Below are 17,187 nucleotides of genomic sequence, written 5' to 3'. Positions count from 1 at the left end.
CCGGGTGACATGTGCCTTGACCGCACTATGGCGTACGTCACCTTCACGGTCAATAGCAACTTCGGTCGCGGATGGACGCTCAGCGGGCGTACCCCTGTTCACCATCCACGCGATCGTCGCCGATCAAGGAATCGTCCTATGATGCTGGGACTCGCGCATCCTGGAGACACGCCCTGACAAGCGACGACGAGACCCGCAAAGCCGTCCAGGCTGCCTCGGTCGCCGAGCTCGCCTGGCTGGGGCCGGCCGGGCAGCCCGGTGCGCGGCCGGTGACGCCGTTATGGCTCGATACGGCGCCGGCCGTCGCGTACACGTACGCCGAACACGAGCTGGCGCGCACGCTGGCGGCTGCGTCCCGCGTGTGCCTGGTGCTCTCCGATACTCGCATGGCCGGCTCCCACTGGCGCCCGCTGGCCTTGAGTGGCCGGTTCCGGCTGGTCGAAGACCGTTCCGGCGAGCTCTTCGTCGACCGGCTACTCGCTCAGGAGCTGCGGAAATATCCGCCCTCGCGCACATACGCCGATTCGCCGCTGCTCCGCCGGGAGCACTGGTGGTTCCTGCCGCGGCTGATCCTCGTTCTCGAGGTCATGGACGCGACGCCGGTCGCCGCGCGCGCCGACGGTACCGGCCACGTCCTCGCCGTCGCGCCGCGGCAGGCCAACCACACAGGCCTCATGGTGGACACGGTCAGAGTCGGCGACGACGACCCTGAAGCGGCCGACGGCGCTGAGGTGGCTGGCCATGGCCTCGTACACACCAGCACCCCCGCCGAACAGGGGCGTCCCGGCATTCTGCGCATCGTCAGCTTGGCCGGAAACGCGCTGCCCGACGGCCCGGCGACCCTGCTGGGGCACGATTTCTCCGTGCCCGATCTGGAGCGCTGGACACCGTGGCTCACACGGGGCGCGATGATCCACGATGCGTTGCACGTCGAGGAGTGGCCGCATCGCACGTCGTTGGAAGCGTCGCCGGGCGTGTGGCGGCGATTCCAGCGTCATCGCCGACTGGAGAGGGCCTGCCGCACCGGGCTGACTGACTGACCCACTGACGCGCGACCACGTTCCACTACTAGAGGTCGAGGTCGGCGACGCCGTAGGCGGCGCGATACTCCAGTTCTTCCGCTTCGATCCGCTCGCGTGCGCCGGTGTCGCGGTCGACGATCACGGCCACAGCGACCACGTCCGCCCCTGCTTTGCGCAGCGCCTCGACAGCCGTCAGTACGCTGCCGCCCGTCGTGGACGTATCTTCGACGGCCAGCACGCGCCGGCCTTCGACTCCCGGCCCCTCGATCTGACGGCGCAGGCCGTGCTGCTTCTCACCTTTGCGGACGACGAACGTGTCCAGACGCTGTCCGCGCCGGTGAGCGGCGTGCATCATGGCCGTCGCCACCGGGTCTGCGCCCAGAGTAAGGCCGCCCACGGCGTCGTACGCCAAACCGTCGGTGAGGTCGAGCATCACTTCGCCGACCAGCGGGGCCGCCGCTCCGTCGAGCGTGATGCGGCGCATATCGACGTAGTAGTCCGCCTCCTTGCCGGAGGAGAGCACAACGGCGCCGCGCACGATCGCCTTCTGATTGATGTGCTGTCTGAGTTCGTCCCGCGCATTCACATCCCTGAGCGTAGTCGCGACCCGTCGTCAGGGCCTCGACCGTCACCACCGGCGGCAGCTCCACAAGCCGCACCTACCACAAAAACGCAGGTAGAGCGTGCACTACGAAGACTTTACCTCAAGATTAGTTGAGGTTCTAACGTTACGAGTGCGAGTGGCCGCTCGCTGTGATGACGACAGACCTACCTAGATGGAGGATGTTCTATGCCGATGGATCCGGACCTGGTGAGGGTTCTGAAGGACGTGCGCGTGCTCGAGTTGAGCACGATCACCAAGGACGGCGGGGTGAACACCAGGCCGATGGCGGCGACGTGGATGCCGGGAACCGGACGTGTCTTCCTCACCACGCCGCTGGCCACCCCGCAGAAGGTGTTCAACATCCGGCGCGACGCCAGGGTGGCGCTGTTCTACTCGGACTTCACCGGTAGCGGCCTCTCCGGGGCTCCTGCCGTTCTGGTGCAGGGAACCGCGGAGGCGCCCGACGTCGTCGCAGCACCGCACGACATCCCCGACTACTGGGGAGAGCTGTTCCGCAAGTACCCGAAGCTGGTCGATGATTTCGCCGACGACGAAGCCCGGAAGGCGATGGACTGGTACTACTGGCGGTTGCCGATCTCAGTTGGCCCGGATCACGTCCACACATTCGACGCGGCCGAGTTCGGCGGCGCCTGGGAGCCGTTCCCACCCGAGAACGCCACGATGAACGAACAGATCGCCGATGCCATCCAGCGTTATCCGACCGCCGTCCTGTGCTCGCGAGACGAGCGAGGGTATCCATTCTCGACCCGCGCGATCGTGACGGGCGACCCGGGGTCGGGCAATCTCCGGGTACAGCCCACGCAGCCGTTCGCCGGCAGGCCCGGGCAGGCGAACCTGTTGTGGCACCGCCACAACGGCCATTCAGGAGAGATGCACTCACTGCTCGTGGCTGGCCGTGTCACGAACGGCGACGGCACGTGGACGTTCGTGCCCGAGCGGCTTCCCGGAGAAGCCGAGTCGGGTCACGAGACGAACTCGTACGAGGCATGGATCGCCGATGCACGCACGCGCTCCCAGCGCTATCTCGAGCGTCGCGGGCTCGAACCGCCGGAGATCGACTGGAAGGCGTTCGCCGGCTACGCCCCTTCCTGAGGCATCCCGGATGGCGACCGCTCTGCCGTCACCGATCGGGCCTGCGGCAGAGTGGAGGGGTGAGACCCGGCGCACTGGTACTGGCAAGCGGACCGCTCGACCCGCCCGATTGGTGGGTGCCCGTCGTACCCGCGCTCCGCGATGCGGGTTTCACGGCGACGGCACCGGTCGACGCCGCCGACACGCCGCCGTTCAGCGTCGGTTGGCTCGCCTCCATCGCGCAGCAGCTGAACACCTCACAGCTCGAGGATCCGCTGGTCATCGTGGGACACGGATCGGCCGGACCGCTCCTTCCCGCGCTGGCTCGCGCTCAGCGTGCAGGCGGCCGGCGCATCGGCGGGTACGTCTTCGTCGACGCCACCCTGCCCCGTCCCGGACAGGCAAGCCACCTCGATCTGCTCGAGGCCGCCGCACCGGACGAGGCGGACATGGCCCATCAGCGGCTACATGCACCCGGCGGCCTGTGGCCCGAGCCGGAGCAGGTCGCCATGGTGGCGGATGCCGGCGGCGCGGAGCGGCCGCCGCCCAGGTCCCGGGATCACCAGTTCTGGACCGAGACCTTGCCGCCGGCGATCGACTGGCCCGATGCCCCGTGCGCGTACGTGCACCTCGGATACCCGGCGGCGGGCTGCGGTGACACCGGGTTCTGGGCGCGCTCGGCCCGATCGCGCGGGTGGACCGTGCACGAGGGTGCCGATCCGGCCGACGGTATCCGCGACGCCGTCTCCCAGCTACCGGGTTAGGCCAGCACCGGACGAGACCAGCACCGGATCAGGCCCGGCGTCGCTGGTCAGGATGGCGGCGACCGGCGGCCCGGACCACTTGTCGGGGAAGCCTCGGCAGCATCGCGGCGGCCACGTTGTACAACGGGCCGGGTACCGAGACGGTCTTGCCGCGGCGCAGATCCCGCAGGGCGACGTCGACCAACCTGTCCGCGTCGAGCCACAGCCACGACGGCAGGCTGCTCATGTCCATCGCGGCCCGGTCGTGAAACTCGGTGCGGGTGAACCCCGGCGCAAGCACCATGGCGCGGACGCCGGTTCCGTTCAGCTGGGCGGCGAGGCCCTCGGTGAACGACGTCGTCCACGCCTTGGCCGCGCTGTACGTGCCCCGCGGCGTCCAGGCGGCGACCGAGCTGACATTGACCACGGCGCCCCGTCCGCGTTCGATCATCGGCGGGAGCGCCGCGTGGGTGAGCCGCAGCACCGCGCGTACATGCACATTGAGCAGTTGTTCCTCATCGGCGATGTCGTTGGCGAGAAACGGCTTGCGTAGCGCGTGCCCGGCGTTGTTGACCAGCAGATCGATGGGCCGAACGGCGTCGGAGAGCCGGAGCTCCACGTCTTCGGTCTGCTGCGCCAGATCCGCGGGCAGCACCTCGACGTCGACACCGTGCGCCGCCCGGAGCTCGTCCGCGGTCGCCTCGAGCCGTCCCTGGTCGCGTGCGACCAGGACCAGATCGAACCGCTGCTCCGCGAGCTTGCGCGCGAACGCCAGCCCGATTCCCGCGGTCGGGCCGGTGACCAGTGCCGTAGGCATACCTCGCACCCTACCGACCCGCATTGTGCCGCGTCCGGCAAGGTCAGCGCCGTGGGCCTCGATCCGAGGTACGCAAACGGATCGATAGGGTGAGCAACCGTGACTGATCTTTCCCGTGCCGCCGTCCGCGATGCTGTCGGCTACTTCGATTCCTGGCTGGCCTTCCGGCAGCGGTACTCGCGCATCCCCGGGGTCCAGGCGGCCGTGCTGCACGGCGACGAGATCCTGCTGTCCGCGGCGTACGGGCACGCCGACGTGGAGGCGGGTGTCGAGCTGACGCCGCGGCACCTGTTCCGGATCGCCTCGCATTCCAAGACGTTCACCGCCACCGCTGTCCTGCAATTGGCGGAGCAGGGCACTCTCCGGCTCGACGACGCCGCTCGCCGCTGGCTGCCGTTCCTGGATGGCGCCCCGCTGAGCAGCGTGACCGTGCGGGAGTTGCTCGGCCACAGCGGCGGCGTCGTCCGGGACGGCCACGACGGCGACTTCTGGCAGCTGTACCGTGAGTTCCCCGACGAGGCGACGCTGCGGAAGATCGCGACCGACGGGGCGGACATCATCCCGCCGAACGAACGCTTCAAGTACTCCAACATCGGCTACTCGCTGCTCGGCTCGATCATCGCCGCCGCATCCGGACAGGACTACAACACCTACGTCCGCCGACACATCGTCGACCGGCTCTCGCTAGCCGACACCGGACCGGAGTACGACCCGGCACGCGCCGGCGAGTACGCCCGCGGCTACACCTCCCTGGCGTATGCCGACCGGCGCATCCCTGTGGACCACGTCGACACCGCGGCCATGTCCGCCGCTACCGGCTTCTACAGCACCGCGCAAGACGCTGTCCGGTACTTCTCCGCCCATTTCCACGGCGACGACCGCCTTCTGTCCGATGCGTCCAAGCGGCTGATGCAGCGCGCCGAGTGGCAGGTCGACGGTTCAGACGGGGAATATGGGCTAGGCCTGGACCGAGCCGAGATCGGCGGCCGGCGGGTCTTCGGCCACGGCGGCGGCTATCCGGGCCACATCACCAAGACCTACTTCGATCCGGAGGCCAAGCTGGCCGTCTCGGTGCTGACCAACGCGATCGACGGCCCGGCCGAGCCGCTGGCATCCGGTCTGATCCGGATGGTGAACCTGGCCGTGGAGAGCTCGGGCGGGAACGGCGACGAGCGCCGGTCCGACGTCGATCTCGACCGGTTCACCGGCCGGTTCGCCACCATGTGGGGCGTACAGGACGTGGTCAGGCTGGGCCGGCGGCTTTACCTGTTCCGGCCGGTGGCCGACGATCCCACGCAGCCGACCACCAAGCTGGACGTCGTGGACGACAGCACGCTGCGCGTCGTCGGCGGGATCGGCTTCGGCTCCTACGGAGAGACGGTGCGCTACGAATTCTCCGGCGCCGAGGTCGTCTCCGTCCGGGGCGGCAGCGCCACGACGGCGTACCCGATCGAGCGGATCACGGCGGCCGTCGCCACTCAGGAACGCGTCTCGGTCGGCGACCCGCTCCGCTGACGCCCTTGAAGGGTGCCACACCTGGGACGGTTTACTCCCCAGTGGCTATGCTCCAATGCGTGGTGCAGATGCGACAGGCGACCGGGACCGACACCCGGCAGACCAGCGGGCTCCTACGCGTGATCGGCAAAGAGCCGGTGACCCCGAAGATGCTCCGGCTCACCGCCGAGATCGACGTCCCGCATCTCCCCGTCGATCCGGACTGCCCGAACCAGGTCGTACGACTCAGCCCGCCTGCCGACGTCGCCACCGGTGCCACCAGCGGCGCCCGCCCGCCGAGCCGCACTTACACCATTCGCCGGTACGACGACGAGAGCGGCCGACTGGACATCGACGTCGTCCTGCACGGTGACGGGCCGTTCGTGCGGTGGGCGATGGCCGCCGCACCCGGCGCCACCATCCCGTTCACCGGCCCGCGGCCGCATGCCGTTCCGTCGTTCGACGGCGACGCTTTGGTGATCGCCAGCGACGAGACCGGGCTGCCTGCCGTCGCGGCGCTTCTTGAGGTCGCACCGGCCGGCCTACGCGTGCACGCGTTCGTCGAGGTGGCCGACGCCGGGGAGCAGCAACCGCTGCGCACCGAAGCCGACCTCCATCTGCACTGGCTACATCGGGACGGCACGCCCGCCGGCAGCACCGGTGCGCTCGAACGGTCCGTCCGCGAACTGACCTGGCCGGACGGCCGGGTGGAGGTGTGGGTGGCCGGCGAGACTTCGGAGGTGCGGGCCATCCGCCGGCTCGCCGGGTCGGAGCGCGGCGTCGCACGATCCGACATCCACGCCTACGGCTACTGGCGCCTCGGCCGCTCCGGGTCACCCTCTTAAGGCCCATGATCATCGACTTTTCAGACCGGTCATGGTGCGGCCGGCCGTCCGGTGCTCACCGGGCTCAGCCCTTGTGACGTTGGTAGTACCGGGCGACCCGGACCCGGTTCCCGCACAGCTCAGGTGAACACCAGCGTCGTCTGGGGTGCGCCGGTAGGAAGATCATGCGGCATCCCGGCCCCTCGCAGGTGCGGATCGTGCCCGCCTTGGGGTCGGCGAGCAGGCTGACCGCAGCCTCGGCCAGCTGCGCGACGATTTTGTCGAGCTCGTTGCCGGCTCGTGCGGTCCCTGCGGTCGGCTTGCCGTCCTTCAGCGTCAGCTGCACGAATGACGGTGCGCGCTGAGCGGCGTCGTTGATCGCCTCCAGCACGCCTGCCGATACATTCCGGCCGTGCCGGACGTCGTCGATCGCCGTCTCGATGTGACGCCGCAGCTCCCGCACAGCGGCCAGCTCCGGCATCGTCAGCGGCGCCTTCGGCGGCACGAGCCGATCTGACTCCGCGGCCAGCCATCCCTCGAATTCCTGTGCCGACGCGAGGACGTCGTGTTCTCCATCGGGCGTCGATGACCTGGTATTCACCAGATCGATTGCGAGGTGCTCACCGGTCAGCATCACCGCTAATGATACATCGCCATCTTGACGCATTAGGCATGGCAACTCTAGCCTCTAATGCATCTTCCTTGACGAAAGGCATGTGACATGACGGCTCCTGCCATCGCACACCGCTACGTGAACGTCGACGGCGTCCGGGTCTTCTACCGGGAAACCGGGCCTGCCGGCGGCCTGCCGCTGCTCCTGCTGCACGGCTTCCCGACCGGATCGCACCAGTACCGACGGCTGATGGACGCCTTAGGCGACCGATACCGGATGATCGCGCCGGATTATCCCGGGTTCGGCCACACCGAGACTCCCGACGGATTCAGTTACACGTTCGACCGGCTCGCCGACGTGACGGAAGGGTTCACCCGAGAGCTGGGCCTGGACAGGTTCGTGCTCTACATGTTCGACTTCGGCGCGCCGGTCGGCTTCCGCCTGGCCACCCGCGATCCCGACCGGATCGCGGGCCTGATCGTGCAGAACGCCAACGCCTACGACGACGGCCTTTCCGACCTGGCCCGCACGACCATCCACACCGCCACGGCCGACGAGATCCGGACCACCCTCTTGGCGGAGTCCACCACGCGCAGCCAGTACGAGGAGGGCACCGCGGATCCGTCGCTCGTCGATCCCAGCGCGTGGACGCTCGACCAGCACTTTCTCGACCGGCCGGGACGGGCGGACGCCCAGGTGGCCCTAGCGCTCGACTACCGGACCAACGTGGCCCTGTACCCGCAGTGGCAAGCCTGGCTCCGCGAGCACCGTCCGCCCACGCTCATCGTGTGGGGCAGCCGCGACCCGTTCTTCACCGCCGACGGCGCCCGCGCCTACCTGCGCGACCTTCCCGGTGCCGAACTGCACCTGTTCGAGACCGGTCATTTCGCACTCGAGGAACACCTGGCCGATATCGCCACGCTCGTCTCGGGCTTCATGGACCGGATCACGGCGACCGCGCCGGCCGACGGCTCCGGCGTCGCCCACCAGCCGAGCGTCGCCGGAGCTCCAGTTGCGCGCTAGGCGGGCCTGACGGTGAGTTGGTCCGCGCCTTCATCCAGGTCGACGTCGACGGTGTCGCCGTCGCGGATGTCACCGGCAAGGATCGCGCGGGCCAGCCGATCCCCGATCGCCGTCTCGACCAGCCGGCGCAGCGGTCGCGCGCCGTAGACCGGGTCGTAGCCGGTAAGCGCGAGCCATTCCCTGGCACCGTCGCTGACCTGCAGGACCAGCCTCCGGTCGGCAAGTCGATCGGCGAGCTTGTCCACCAGCAGGTCGACGATCCGGGACAGCTCCGTGCTGCCGAGCGGAGCGAACATGACGATGTCGTCCAGCCGGTTGAGGAACTCAGGCTTGAACGAGCTCCGCACGACTTCCATGACCGCCTTCTCCTTGGCCTCCTCCTCCAGCGCCGGATCGGCCAGGTACGCCGAACCCAGGTTGGAGGTGAGGATCAGAATGGTGTTCCGGAAGTCCACCGTGTGCCCCTGCCCATCGGTGAGCCGACCGTCGTCGAACACCTGGAGCAGGATGTCGAAGACCTCGGGATGGGCCTTCTCCACCTCATCGAACAGGATGACCGAGTACGGGCGGCGTCGCACCGACTCGGTGAGCTGGCCACCCTCCTCGTATCCGACGTATCCCGGAGGGGCACCGACCAGCCGGGCCACGCTGTGCTTCTCGCTGTACTCGCTCATGTCGATACGGACCATCGCCCGCTCGTCGTCGAAGAGGAAGTCGGCCAGCGCCTTGGCCAGCTCCGTCTTCCCCACGCCCGTCGGCCCAAGGAAGAGGAACGTTCCGGTCGGCCGGTCCGGGTCGGACACTCCGGCCCGGGCGCGGCGCACCGCATCCGACACCGCGGAGACGGCCTTCTCCTGCCCGACGACGCGACGGCCGAGCTCCTCCTCCATGCGCAGCAGCTTCCCGGTCTCCCCCTCGAGCAGCCGCCCGGCCGGGATACCCGTCCATGCGGCCACCACGTCGGCGATGTCGTCCGGGCCGACCTCTTCCTTCACCATCGTCTCTGCGGTCGGGCTCTCCGCCACCTCGGTCGCGGCGGCCAGCTCCTTCTCCAGCTGAGGGATGCGGCCGTAGAGGATCTCGCTGGCGCCGGCGAGGTCACCCTCGCGCTGGGATCGTTCGGCCTGGCCGCGCAGCTCGTCGATCTGTTCCTTCAGCGCGCCGACCCGGTTCAGGCTGCCCTTCTCCTGCTCCCATCGGGCCTCCAGGCCGCGCAGCTCCTCCTCGCGGTCGGCCAGTTCGGCCCGCAGTGCCGCCAGGCGCTCCTTGGACGGCTGGTCCGCCTCCTTCTCCAGCGCCAGCTCTTCCATCTTCAGCCGGTCGACCTGACGCCGCAGCGAGTCGATCTCGACCGGCGACGAGTCGATCTCCATCCGTAGCCGGGACGCGGCCTCATCCACCAGGTCGATCGCCTTGTCCGGAAGCTGCCGGCCGGTGATGTACCGGTTGGACAGCGTCGCGGCGGCGACCAGACCGGCGTCCGCGATCTGCACCTTGTGGTGCGCCTCGTAGCGCTCCTTGAGCCCGCGCAGGATGGCCACCGTGTCCTCGACGCTGGGCTCTCCGACGTAGACCTGCTGGAAGCGGCGCTCGAGGGCCGGGTCCTTCTCCACCCGCTCGCGGTACTCGTCCAGAGTGGTGGCGCCGACCATACGCAGCTCACCACGGGCCAGCATCGGCTTGAGCATGTTGCCGGCGTCCATCGCGGAGTCACCGCCGGCGCCTGCCCCCACCACGGTGTGCAGCTCGTCGATGAACGTCACGATCTGCCCGTCACTCGCCTTGATCTCGTCCAGGACGGCCTTGAGCCGCTCCTCGAACTCGCCGCGGTACTTCGCGCCGGCCAGCATCGCGCCGATGTCGAGCGCCACCAGGCGCTTCCCGCGCAGCGACTCCGGCACGTCACCGGCGACGATGCGCTGCGCCAGACCCTCGACGACGGCGGTCTTACCGACACCGGGCTCACCGATGAGCACCGGGTTGTTCTTGGTCCGCCGGGAGAGCACCTGGACGACACGGCGGATCTCCGAGTCACGCCCGATGACCGGGTCGATCTTGCCGTCCCGGGCACGTTCGGTCAGATCGACGCCGTACTTGTTCAGCGCGTCGTACGTGCCCTCTGGATCGGGGGTGGTGACGCGGGCGGACCCCCGTACCTCGGTGAAGGCCGCGCGGATCTTCTCCGCCGTGGCGCCGTGCTTGTTCAGCAGCTCACGCACCGGCGACTCGACATGCGCCAGCCCCACCAGCAGATGCTCGGTGGAGATGTACTGGTCTTCCAGCTCCCGCGCCACCTCACCGGCGTGGGACAGCACCGCGTACGTGGACCGGCCGAGATTGGGCGAGGCGACGGTGGAGCCGGAGGCGGACGGCAGCGCGGCGAAGGCGGCGTCCACGTCGGAGCGCAGCGCCGTGAGATCCACGTCGACCGCTTCGAGCAGCGGACCCGTCAGACCCTCGGACTGGATCAGGAGCGCACGCAGCAGATGGATCGGCTCGACCGCAGGGTTGCCTGCGGTTGCGGCCGTGCGCACGGCCACCGACAGGGCTTCCTGTGCCTTTGTAGTGAGCTGGTCGTTCATTCCTCTCCCAGTTCTCCCCAGAGCCTCTCCCGGCATCGGTGATGAGCAGGGACGAGGCTGCACTCCTCAGGTTCTACCGTTCACCTCAACGAGGGCAAAGTTGAGTCTATTCCACTCAAGTATGCCTCATGCCGCAGATCACCACCACCGGCCCCAGCGGTTTGCTTCACCTCGGCGCGGGTACTGCGTCGCTATATCGCTGACACGGGATCCGCGAGATCGATGGGCGCGGCGACACGGAAGGTTGGCGACGATGGCGACACGAGGGTCAACACAGGGCAGCCGATCGCGAAAGCCGTTCGGCCGCCTCTACACCAGCGAGTTACGACTCTCCCTGCGCATCAACGCCGGCGCCTACGGCTACTCGGTGATGATCACCAGCACGCTGGCGATGGTCTCCGCGATCCACGCACAACCCGAACCGGAGCAGGTCTTGCTCTTCATCGTCGGCGCGGTCGGCAGCTTCGCCGTGATCGAGACCGCGATCACACGCGGGTTCAAGCGCAAGCCAAGCGATCAAGAAAGCGCGGAGGTGGTGGCGCTGGGCAGCTCCCTGAGCCTCGTCTCCATCGCATCCGCCGTCGGCGTCACCTGGCTCGCGGCGGCCGCGTTGCCCGAGGGAGCCGCCTGGATACTCTGCCCGTTCGCCGCGTCTCTCACCTACATCGGCTTACTGGGCGTGGAGATGTCCATGGCGCGCCGCATCGAAGAATCGCGACACCGCGAGGGACGCGCTCAGCCGTAGTGCCGGCATTCACCGGTGAAGATGCCGTCCAGGCAGAATCGGAGCAGTTCGACGGCCGCGTCCGGCAACGGGCGAGCACCCACCAACCGATCCGGTTCCTGGTAATACTGGGCGGCCAGCCCGTCCACCAGCGCCGCGATACGCAGCGCCGCCAGGCTCTCGTCCACGGCCGGCTCCACTTCGCCACACTCCTTGCCGTTGCGGACAGCCGTGGCCAGCTCTGCGTGGATCATGCGCACGGTTTCCCCCGCAATCGCCGACATCGCCGGATTGTCGACTGAGCGCCCGAGGAAGGCCCGGATCACCCGGTACTCGCCCCTCCGGCGGTGGTCGAGCGGCAGCAGCTCCATCATGCTGGCGAACACCACGGCCGAGATCGTCCGCCGCGCTCTCTCTCCGTCTGCGAGGCATCCGGCGACCCGCTCATTGATGTCGGTCACCACCTGGCGATACGCGAACAGGAGCAGGTCGTCCTTGCTACGGAAGTAGTGCTGGACCAACCCGACAGACACGCCGGCCTCGCGCGAGACCCGGGCCACCGTTGCGGCGTCGAATCCTGAGTGTGCGATTAGCCCGATCACCGCGTCCGCGATCTGACGCCGACGCGCGTCGTGATCCGCTACCCGAGGCACGCGATAACCATATCAGTGTATGGTCTCCTTAAACCGTACAACCATATGGTTACCTACGATCCGATTCCGGAGCTTGCCATCGTGAGAACCCAGGCCCGCGCTCTCAGCGCCGTCATGCTCGCGCTCGGCGTCGTACTCACCACGGCGATCGGCGCCACGCCCACCGGCCGCGTCGCACACGCCGATCCGGCCCGCGCGGCGCTCGACGCCGCCATCGCGGAGGTCGAGGCCTACATGAACGAGCGCATGGAAGCCACGAAGACGCCCGGGATGGCTTACGCGGTCGTCACGCCGGAAGCGATCGTGCGCATGGGCGCATGGGGGGAGGACGGCGACGGCCAGCCGATCTCCACCGACACCCCGTTCCTCTGGGGCTCCGTGGCCAAACCCGTGACGGCGACCGCCGTGATGATGCTCGTCGAAGGCGGCGAGATCGATCTCGACGAGCCGGTCCGCACATATCTGCCGGAATTCAGCCTCGCCGACGACGACGCCGCCGAACGGGTCACGGTTCGGGATCTGCTCCAGCAGACCAGCGGCATCCCGGAAGGCACCGGCACCACCGACCGATTCGACCACCGCGACGATTCCTATGGCCACGCCATCGCGGACCTCGGTGACGTCGCACCCCGGTCGGCGCCCGGCGAGGAGTTCGAGTACGCCAGCGAGAACTACCTGGTCCTCGGTGCGGTGGTCGAGGCCGTCACCGACCGCCCCTTCGCCGAGTACCTGCGCACGCACGTCGTACGCCCGCTTCAGATGTCCGGTGCCATCACGACATCCGACGACGCCGCCGAGCGACTCGCCGACGGGCACAGCTACGCGTTCGGACAACCCGTCCGTGTGCCCGCACACTACGATCCAGCCGGGCAGAGCTACGGCTATCTCGGCGGCAATGTCGAGGATCTGGCGCACTTCGCCATGGTTCATCTGAACGACGGCGTGTACCGCTCAGTTCAGGTACTCGAACCGGAGTCCGTCGAAACCATGCGCACCGGCGCTGCCCGGGTCAGCGACACCATCGACTACGGGCTGGGGTGGCGCGTCGACACCCGCAACGACGACCTCGGCACCAGCACCGTCTGGCACAGCGGTGCCGTGCACGGGTTCCAGGCCACATTGGTCCTGCTCCCCGAGTTGGAACTCGGCATCGTCGTGCTGCAGAACATCTACGGCTTCTTCCAGGACTGGCCCCTGGTCGCGACCGGGCTCCACGCCGCCCGGATCCTCGCCGGCGGTGAGCCGGCGCCTATCTCTGCCGACCCCGCCTACGCGTTCACTCTCAGCGGCCTGGTCGCCGTGCTGGCGGTGATCATCGGTGCGATCGGACGACCGGTCTATCAGGTACTACGGGGGCGGAATCCAGCTGGAGCACGGCGCGGTCTCGTGATCGCGACCGCCTGCTGGACTATGGGCGGCCTGGCGCTCGCCTACCTCGTGGGCGTCGCGCTTCCCGACTCATTCGGTGCGAGCCTGAGGCTGATCAGGCTCTGGGCACCGGATGTCGGCTGGCTGGCGACCGGCGTCGTCGTCGGAGCACTCGCGCTGGTCGTCACGCACCTGACCATCGGCATGCTCCGCTACCGGTGGATGTCCACTGACCGGACCGAGTCCGCCCCGTGACCTCACAGCTCGCGCCCCAGGCCGGCATGAGCCGGCCTGGGGCGCGAGTCACGCCTCGCTGAGTCCGATGCGGTCGTGCACGCGCTTGAGCACACCGGGCGAGTACCAGGACCACTGCCCGAGCAGGCGCATCGACGCCGGCACCAGCACTCCGCGGACCAGCGTCGCATCGATCAGGATCGCCACCCCGGCACCCAGGCCGAACAGCTGGAGGAAGCTGACCTGGCTGGTGAGGAAGGAGAAGAAGACGATGGCGATGAGGGCCGCGGCGACGGTGACGATGCGCCCGGTATGGGTGAGCCCGTACGCCGTCGCCTCCTCCACCGAGGCGCCGGCGTCTCGCCGCTCCTTGATCCGGCTCATCATGAACACCTCGTAGTCCGTGGACAGGCCGAAGACGATGCAGAACAGCAGCACGATCATCGCCATGTCCAGCGGCACCGGGGTGAATCCGAGCAGCGACGAGCCGTACCCCTCCTGGAACACCAGGACAAGCAAGCCCAGCGTGGCGCCGAGCGTCAGCACGTTGCTGATCACCGCCCGTATGGGCTGCACGATGCTACCGGTGAACAGGAACAGGATGACGACGGTTGTCAGCACGATCAACGCCGCCGCAAGCGGCAACCGGTCACTCACCGCGCGCAGGCTGTCGACCAAGGTGGCCGTCTCGCCACCCACCAGCGTCGTCACACCCGCCGGCGGCGTCACGCCGCGCACGTCGTCGACGATGGCGCGCGCCTCCTCGGACCTCGGATCGACGTCGGCCACCACCGAGAGCCGCTCGGCCGTGCCGGCGCTGAGCCCCGGGACCACCGGCGCGTCCGGCACCAGCGCGCCGTCGACGAACGTGCCCACGCTGGTGTCCACCCGCTCCACCGCGGACAGGTTGGACAGCTGCTCGCCGTAGCCGGCGAGCGCATCCTCGGCGACGGGTTCCTCGGTCACCACCTCGATCGCCGCCGTGTCATTGGTGGCGAAGTCAGTGCGTAGCGCGTCGCCCACCTGGCGGCTCGCGGTGCTCTCCGGCAGCACCCGATCATCCGGGGTTCCGAAACTGATCTGCAACAAGGGGGTAGCGGCCGCCACGAGGAGCAATGTCACCGCGCCTCCGGCCGCGATCGGCCGTCGCATGACCCGTTCGGCCAGCCGACCCCAGAACGGCGCCTCGCTCCCCCGGGTCACCGAGCGCGCCCAGGGCAGCCGCAGCGCATTCACGCGCGTGCCCAGCAGGGCCAGCAGCGCCGGGAGCACGACGACGGCACCGACGACGGAGATCACCACCACGCCGATGCCGGCATAGCCGAAGGAACGCAGGAAATACAGCGGGAACATCAACAGCACCGCCAGCGCGGCGGTGACGGCCAGCCCGCTGAAGACGATGGTGCGCCCGGCCGTGGCGACCGTCCGGACGACCGCATCGTGCACGGCCAATCCGCGTCCGAGCTCTTCGCGATACCGGCTGACCATCAGCAGCGCGTAGTCGATGCCGAGCGCGAGGCCGAGCGCGGTGGTCAGGTTGATGGCGAACACGGACACGTCGGTGACCCCACCCAGGATGGACAGCTCCCCGAACGTGCCCATGATGGCGATCGCCCCCACGACCAGCGGAAGGACCGCCGCGGCCACGGTACCGAACGCCAAGACCAGGCAGAAGAGAATCAGCGGCACAGCGATCATCTCGGCCGTCAGCAGATCCTGTCCGACCTGCTCGGGTGTGTCCTCGCCGAGCACGGCCCGGCCCCCGACGGTGACCTGAAGCGGACCGTTGGCGCCGGAGTACTCGTCGATGTAGGTCGCCGCCTCACCGTCGGCCAGACTGGCGACGATCATCGCCTTCGAGCCGTCGGTCGATCGCATTGACGGGGCACCCGTCTGCCAATACGACGTCACCCAGCCGAGTCCGGGGTCGGCGGCGAGTTGCTCGGTCAGTTCACCCCCGGCGGCCTGCACGTCCGGATCGTCCACGGTCCCGGCTCCGGCATCGAGCACGAAGACCAGGTCGGCGGAACCGCCGAACCGCTCGTCGATGACATCCGCAGCGAGCGACGACTCTGCGGCGGGATCGTTGAAACCCTCGGTCTGCAGCTTCCCGAACGCCCCCATACCCAGGACGACGGCCCCGGCGAGGGCCGCGGCACCGAGCAGGAGCACGAGTCGGGCGCGACGTACGACGCCGGAAGCAAGCCTGGTCAGCATGGGCATTCCTTCGATGTGAGCGACCGTAAACTTTACAGACGTAAACATTGCACATAATGTTGGCGCATGTCAACATCCGAGCGTCCGGGACCGTCGGGCGTCCGAGACCATGCATCGATACGGTGAGCTGAGGTGACCATGCGCGCCACGTACCACCACGGCGACCTCCGCAATGCGTTGATCGAAGCGGGCATCCAGCTCGCCGCAGACGGCGGACCGGACGCCGTCGGAATCCGGCCGGCCGCGCGGCTCGTCGGCGTGACGCATACCGCCGCCTATCGCCATTTCGGCGACGGTGGCGAACTCCTGGAGGCCGTCCGCGATCATCTGCTCGACCACCTGGCGTCCGCGATGCGGGAGAGCATCTCCCGCATCCCGAGCACCGGCGATCCGGCGACCCGAGCCGTGCAGCGCCTGGAGGCCATCGCTCGCGCGTACATCGAGGTCGCACCGTCGAGTCCCGGACTCTTCCGCACAGCCACCAGCCACGCGGGACTCCCGCCGATGGTGACCACTGATGCCAGGCCATCAGGATTCGGCATGCTCGTTCACGTCCTCGACGATCTGGTGGACACCGGGGTGCTCGCGGCGGAACGCCGCCCGCAAGCCGAAGTGGTGACGTGGTCGGCGGTACACGGTTTCGCCAGGCTGCTCGCGGATGGACCCCTGCACGAACTCCCGCCCGCGGACCGGGAGGTCGCCGCGGCTCGGCTCATCGAGATGATCAGCCACACCTACGCCCGTCTGACCTAGGAGTCACTCCATGTTCGAGCTCAGCACCGAAGCCAGCCGGCTGATCGGGATCCTGCTGCTGGCACTGGTCACCGTCGAGTCCGGCGGCTGGTATCTGACCCGGATCGCTCGGGGCCTGCAGCCCGCGACGGACTTCCAGCGCTCGTTCGCCCGCGCCGGTCACGGCCATGCGGGAGTGTTCCTCACACTCGGAATCGTCGCCGCCGTGCTCACCGACGCCACCGACCTGGAGGGGTTCGCCGCCTGGGTCGCGCGCACCGGCGTCGCCCTCGCTGCGATCCTGATGCCCGCCGGCTTCTTCTTCTCGTCGCTGGGAGCAGGACGCACCAAGCCGAACGCTCTCATCGTCCTGGTGTGGATCGGAGCCGTCGTCCTGGCCGCCGGCCTGATCACGGTCGCCATCGGATTGCTGACGGTCTGATCC

At 68.5% G+C, this 17,187-nt stretch carries 16 protein-coding genes; 10 read left to right on the top strand and 6 right to left on the bottom strand.

Annotation, left to right across the window (positions count from 1 at the left end):
- Positions 1–71: 71 nt before the first annotated feature.
- Positions 72–1,040 carry a pyridoxamine 5'-phosphate oxidase family protein gene (locus G1H10_RS03355; protein WP_216852855.1) on the top strand — a complete coding sequence of 323 codons (969 nt, stop codon included), beginning with the start codon at positions 72–74 and terminating at the stop codon, positions 1,038–1,040.
- 28 nt (positions 1,041–1,068) lie between these two features.
- Here G1H10_RS03355 and pyrE read toward each other — a convergent pair whose 3' ends face one another.
- The gene (pyrE, locus tag G1H10_RS03350) at positions 1,069–1,608 is read right to left on the bottom strand and encodes an orotate phosphoribosyltransferase (protein WP_163732672.1); all 540 of its coding nucleotides are present in this window, start codon (positions 1,606–1,608) and stop codon (positions 1,069–1,071) included.
- Between the two features lie 204 nt (positions 1,609–1,812).
- On the opposite strand from pyrE, the gene G1H10_RS03345 reads away from it, so the two are divergent.
- Positions 1,813–2,739, top strand: coding sequence for a pyridoxamine 5'-phosphate oxidase family protein (locus G1H10_RS03345; RefSeq protein WP_163732670.1), 927 nt, complete (start codon positions 1,813–1,815; stop codon positions 2,737–2,739).
- A gap of 59 nt (positions 2,740–2,798) precedes the next feature.
- Positions 2,799–3,482: a hypothetical protein gene (locus tag G1H10_RS03340; RefSeq protein WP_163732167.1), complete on the top strand. Its 684-nt coding sequence runs from the start codon at positions 2,799–2,801 to the stop codon at positions 3,480–3,482.
- Between the two features lie 28 nt (positions 3,483–3,510).
- Here G1H10_RS03340 and G1H10_RS03335 read toward each other — a convergent pair whose 3' ends face one another.
- Positions 3,511–4,278, bottom strand: coding sequence for an SDR family NAD(P)-dependent oxidoreductase (locus G1H10_RS03335; RefSeq protein WP_163732667.1), 768 nt, complete (start codon positions 4,276–4,278; stop codon positions 3,511–3,513).
- Positions 4,279–4,377: 99 nt separating this feature from the next.
- Between G1H10_RS03335 and G1H10_RS03330 the strand changes: the two genes are divergently transcribed.
- Together G1H10_RS03330 and G1H10_RS03325 are read left to right on the top strand one after the other, a co-directional pair.
- Positions 4,378–5,793, top strand: coding sequence for a serine hydrolase domain-containing protein (locus G1H10_RS03330; RefSeq protein WP_163732664.1), 1,416 nt, complete (start codon positions 4,378–4,380; stop codon positions 5,791–5,793).
- Between the two features lie 68 nt (positions 5,794–5,861).
- Entirely contained in the window at positions 5,862–6,617 is a 756-nt protein-coding gene (locus G1H10_RS03325) for a siderophore-interacting protein (protein WP_246219138.1), read from the top strand.
- A gap of 64 nt (positions 6,618–6,681) precedes the next feature.
- On the opposite strand, the gene G1H10_RS03320 is transcribed toward G1H10_RS03325, so the two are convergent.
- The gene (locus G1H10_RS03320; RefSeq protein ID WP_163732658.1) at positions 6,682–7,230 is read right to left on the bottom strand and encodes a CGNR zinc finger domain-containing protein; all 549 of its coding nucleotides are present in this window, start codon (positions 7,228–7,230) and stop codon (positions 6,682–6,684) included.
- Between the two features lie 87 nt (positions 7,231–7,317).
- Between G1H10_RS03320 and G1H10_RS03315 the strand changes: the two genes are divergently transcribed.
- Positions 7,318–8,232, top strand: a complete 915-nt coding sequence (locus tag G1H10_RS03315; protein WP_163732655.1) for an alpha/beta fold hydrolase — start codon at positions 7,318–7,320, stop codon at positions 8,230–8,232.
- Here G1H10_RS03315 and clpB read toward each other — a convergent pair.
- A complete protein-coding gene (gene clpB, locus G1H10_RS03310; protein WP_163732652.1) occupies positions 8,229–10,814 on the bottom strand; it encodes an ATP-dependent chaperone ClpB in 2,586 nt (861 codons plus the stop codon). The genes G1H10_RS03315 and clpB overlap by 4 nt on opposite strands.
- Before the next feature lie 253 nt (positions 10,815–11,067).
- Here clpB and G1H10_RS03305 point away from each other — a divergent pair, with 253 nt between their 5' ends.
- A complete protein-coding gene (locus G1H10_RS03305; RefSeq protein WP_163732649.1) occupies positions 11,068–11,559 on the top strand; it encodes a hypothetical protein in 492 nt (163 codons plus the stop codon).
- Here the strand turns inward: G1H10_RS03305 and G1H10_RS34395 are convergent.
- Entirely contained in the window at positions 11,550–12,191 is a 642-nt protein-coding gene (locus G1H10_RS34395) for a TetR/AcrR family transcriptional regulator (protein ID WP_163732647.1), read from the bottom strand. The genes G1H10_RS03305 and G1H10_RS34395 overlap by 10 nt on opposite strands.
- Positions 12,192–12,236: 45 nt before the next feature.
- Between G1H10_RS34395 and G1H10_RS03295 the strand changes: the two genes are divergently transcribed.
- Positions 12,237–13,814, top strand: a complete 1,578-nt coding sequence (locus G1H10_RS03295) for a serine hydrolase domain-containing protein (RefSeq protein WP_216852854.1) — start codon at positions 12,237–12,239, stop codon at positions 13,812–13,814.
- Positions 13,815–13,862: 48 nt separating this feature from the next.
- Here G1H10_RS03295 and G1H10_RS03290 read toward each other — a convergent pair whose 3' ends face one another.
- Positions 13,863–16,010, bottom strand: coding sequence for an MMPL family transporter (locus G1H10_RS03290; protein ID WP_163732641.1), 2,148 nt, complete (start codon positions 16,008–16,010; stop codon positions 13,863–13,865).
- Between the two features lie 138 nt (positions 16,011–16,148).
- On the opposite strand from G1H10_RS03290, the gene G1H10_RS03285 reads away from it, so the two are divergent.
- Together G1H10_RS03285 and G1H10_RS03280 are read left to right on the top strand one after the other, a co-directional pair.
- Positions 16,149–16,763 carry a TetR/AcrR family transcriptional regulator gene (locus G1H10_RS03285; protein WP_163733301.1) on the top strand — a complete coding sequence of 205 codons (615 nt, stop codon included), beginning with the start codon at positions 16,149–16,151 and terminating at the stop codon, positions 16,761–16,763.
- A gap of 10 nt (positions 16,764–16,773) precedes the next feature.
- Positions 16,774–17,184, top strand: coding sequence for a hypothetical protein (locus tag G1H10_RS03280; RefSeq protein WP_163732638.1), 411 nt, complete (start codon positions 16,774–16,776; stop codon positions 17,182–17,184).
- Positions 17,185–17,187 lie beyond the last annotated feature (3 nt).

Source organism: Phytoactinopolyspora halotolerans, assembly GCF_010550675.1.
Taxonomy (GTDB): Bacteria; Actinomycetota; Actinomycetes; order Jiangellales; family Jiangellaceae; genus Phytoactinopolyspora; species Phytoactinopolyspora halotolerans.
Note: the sequence above shows the minus strand (reverse complement) of the source record. Positions and strands in the feature narration are given on the sequence as shown.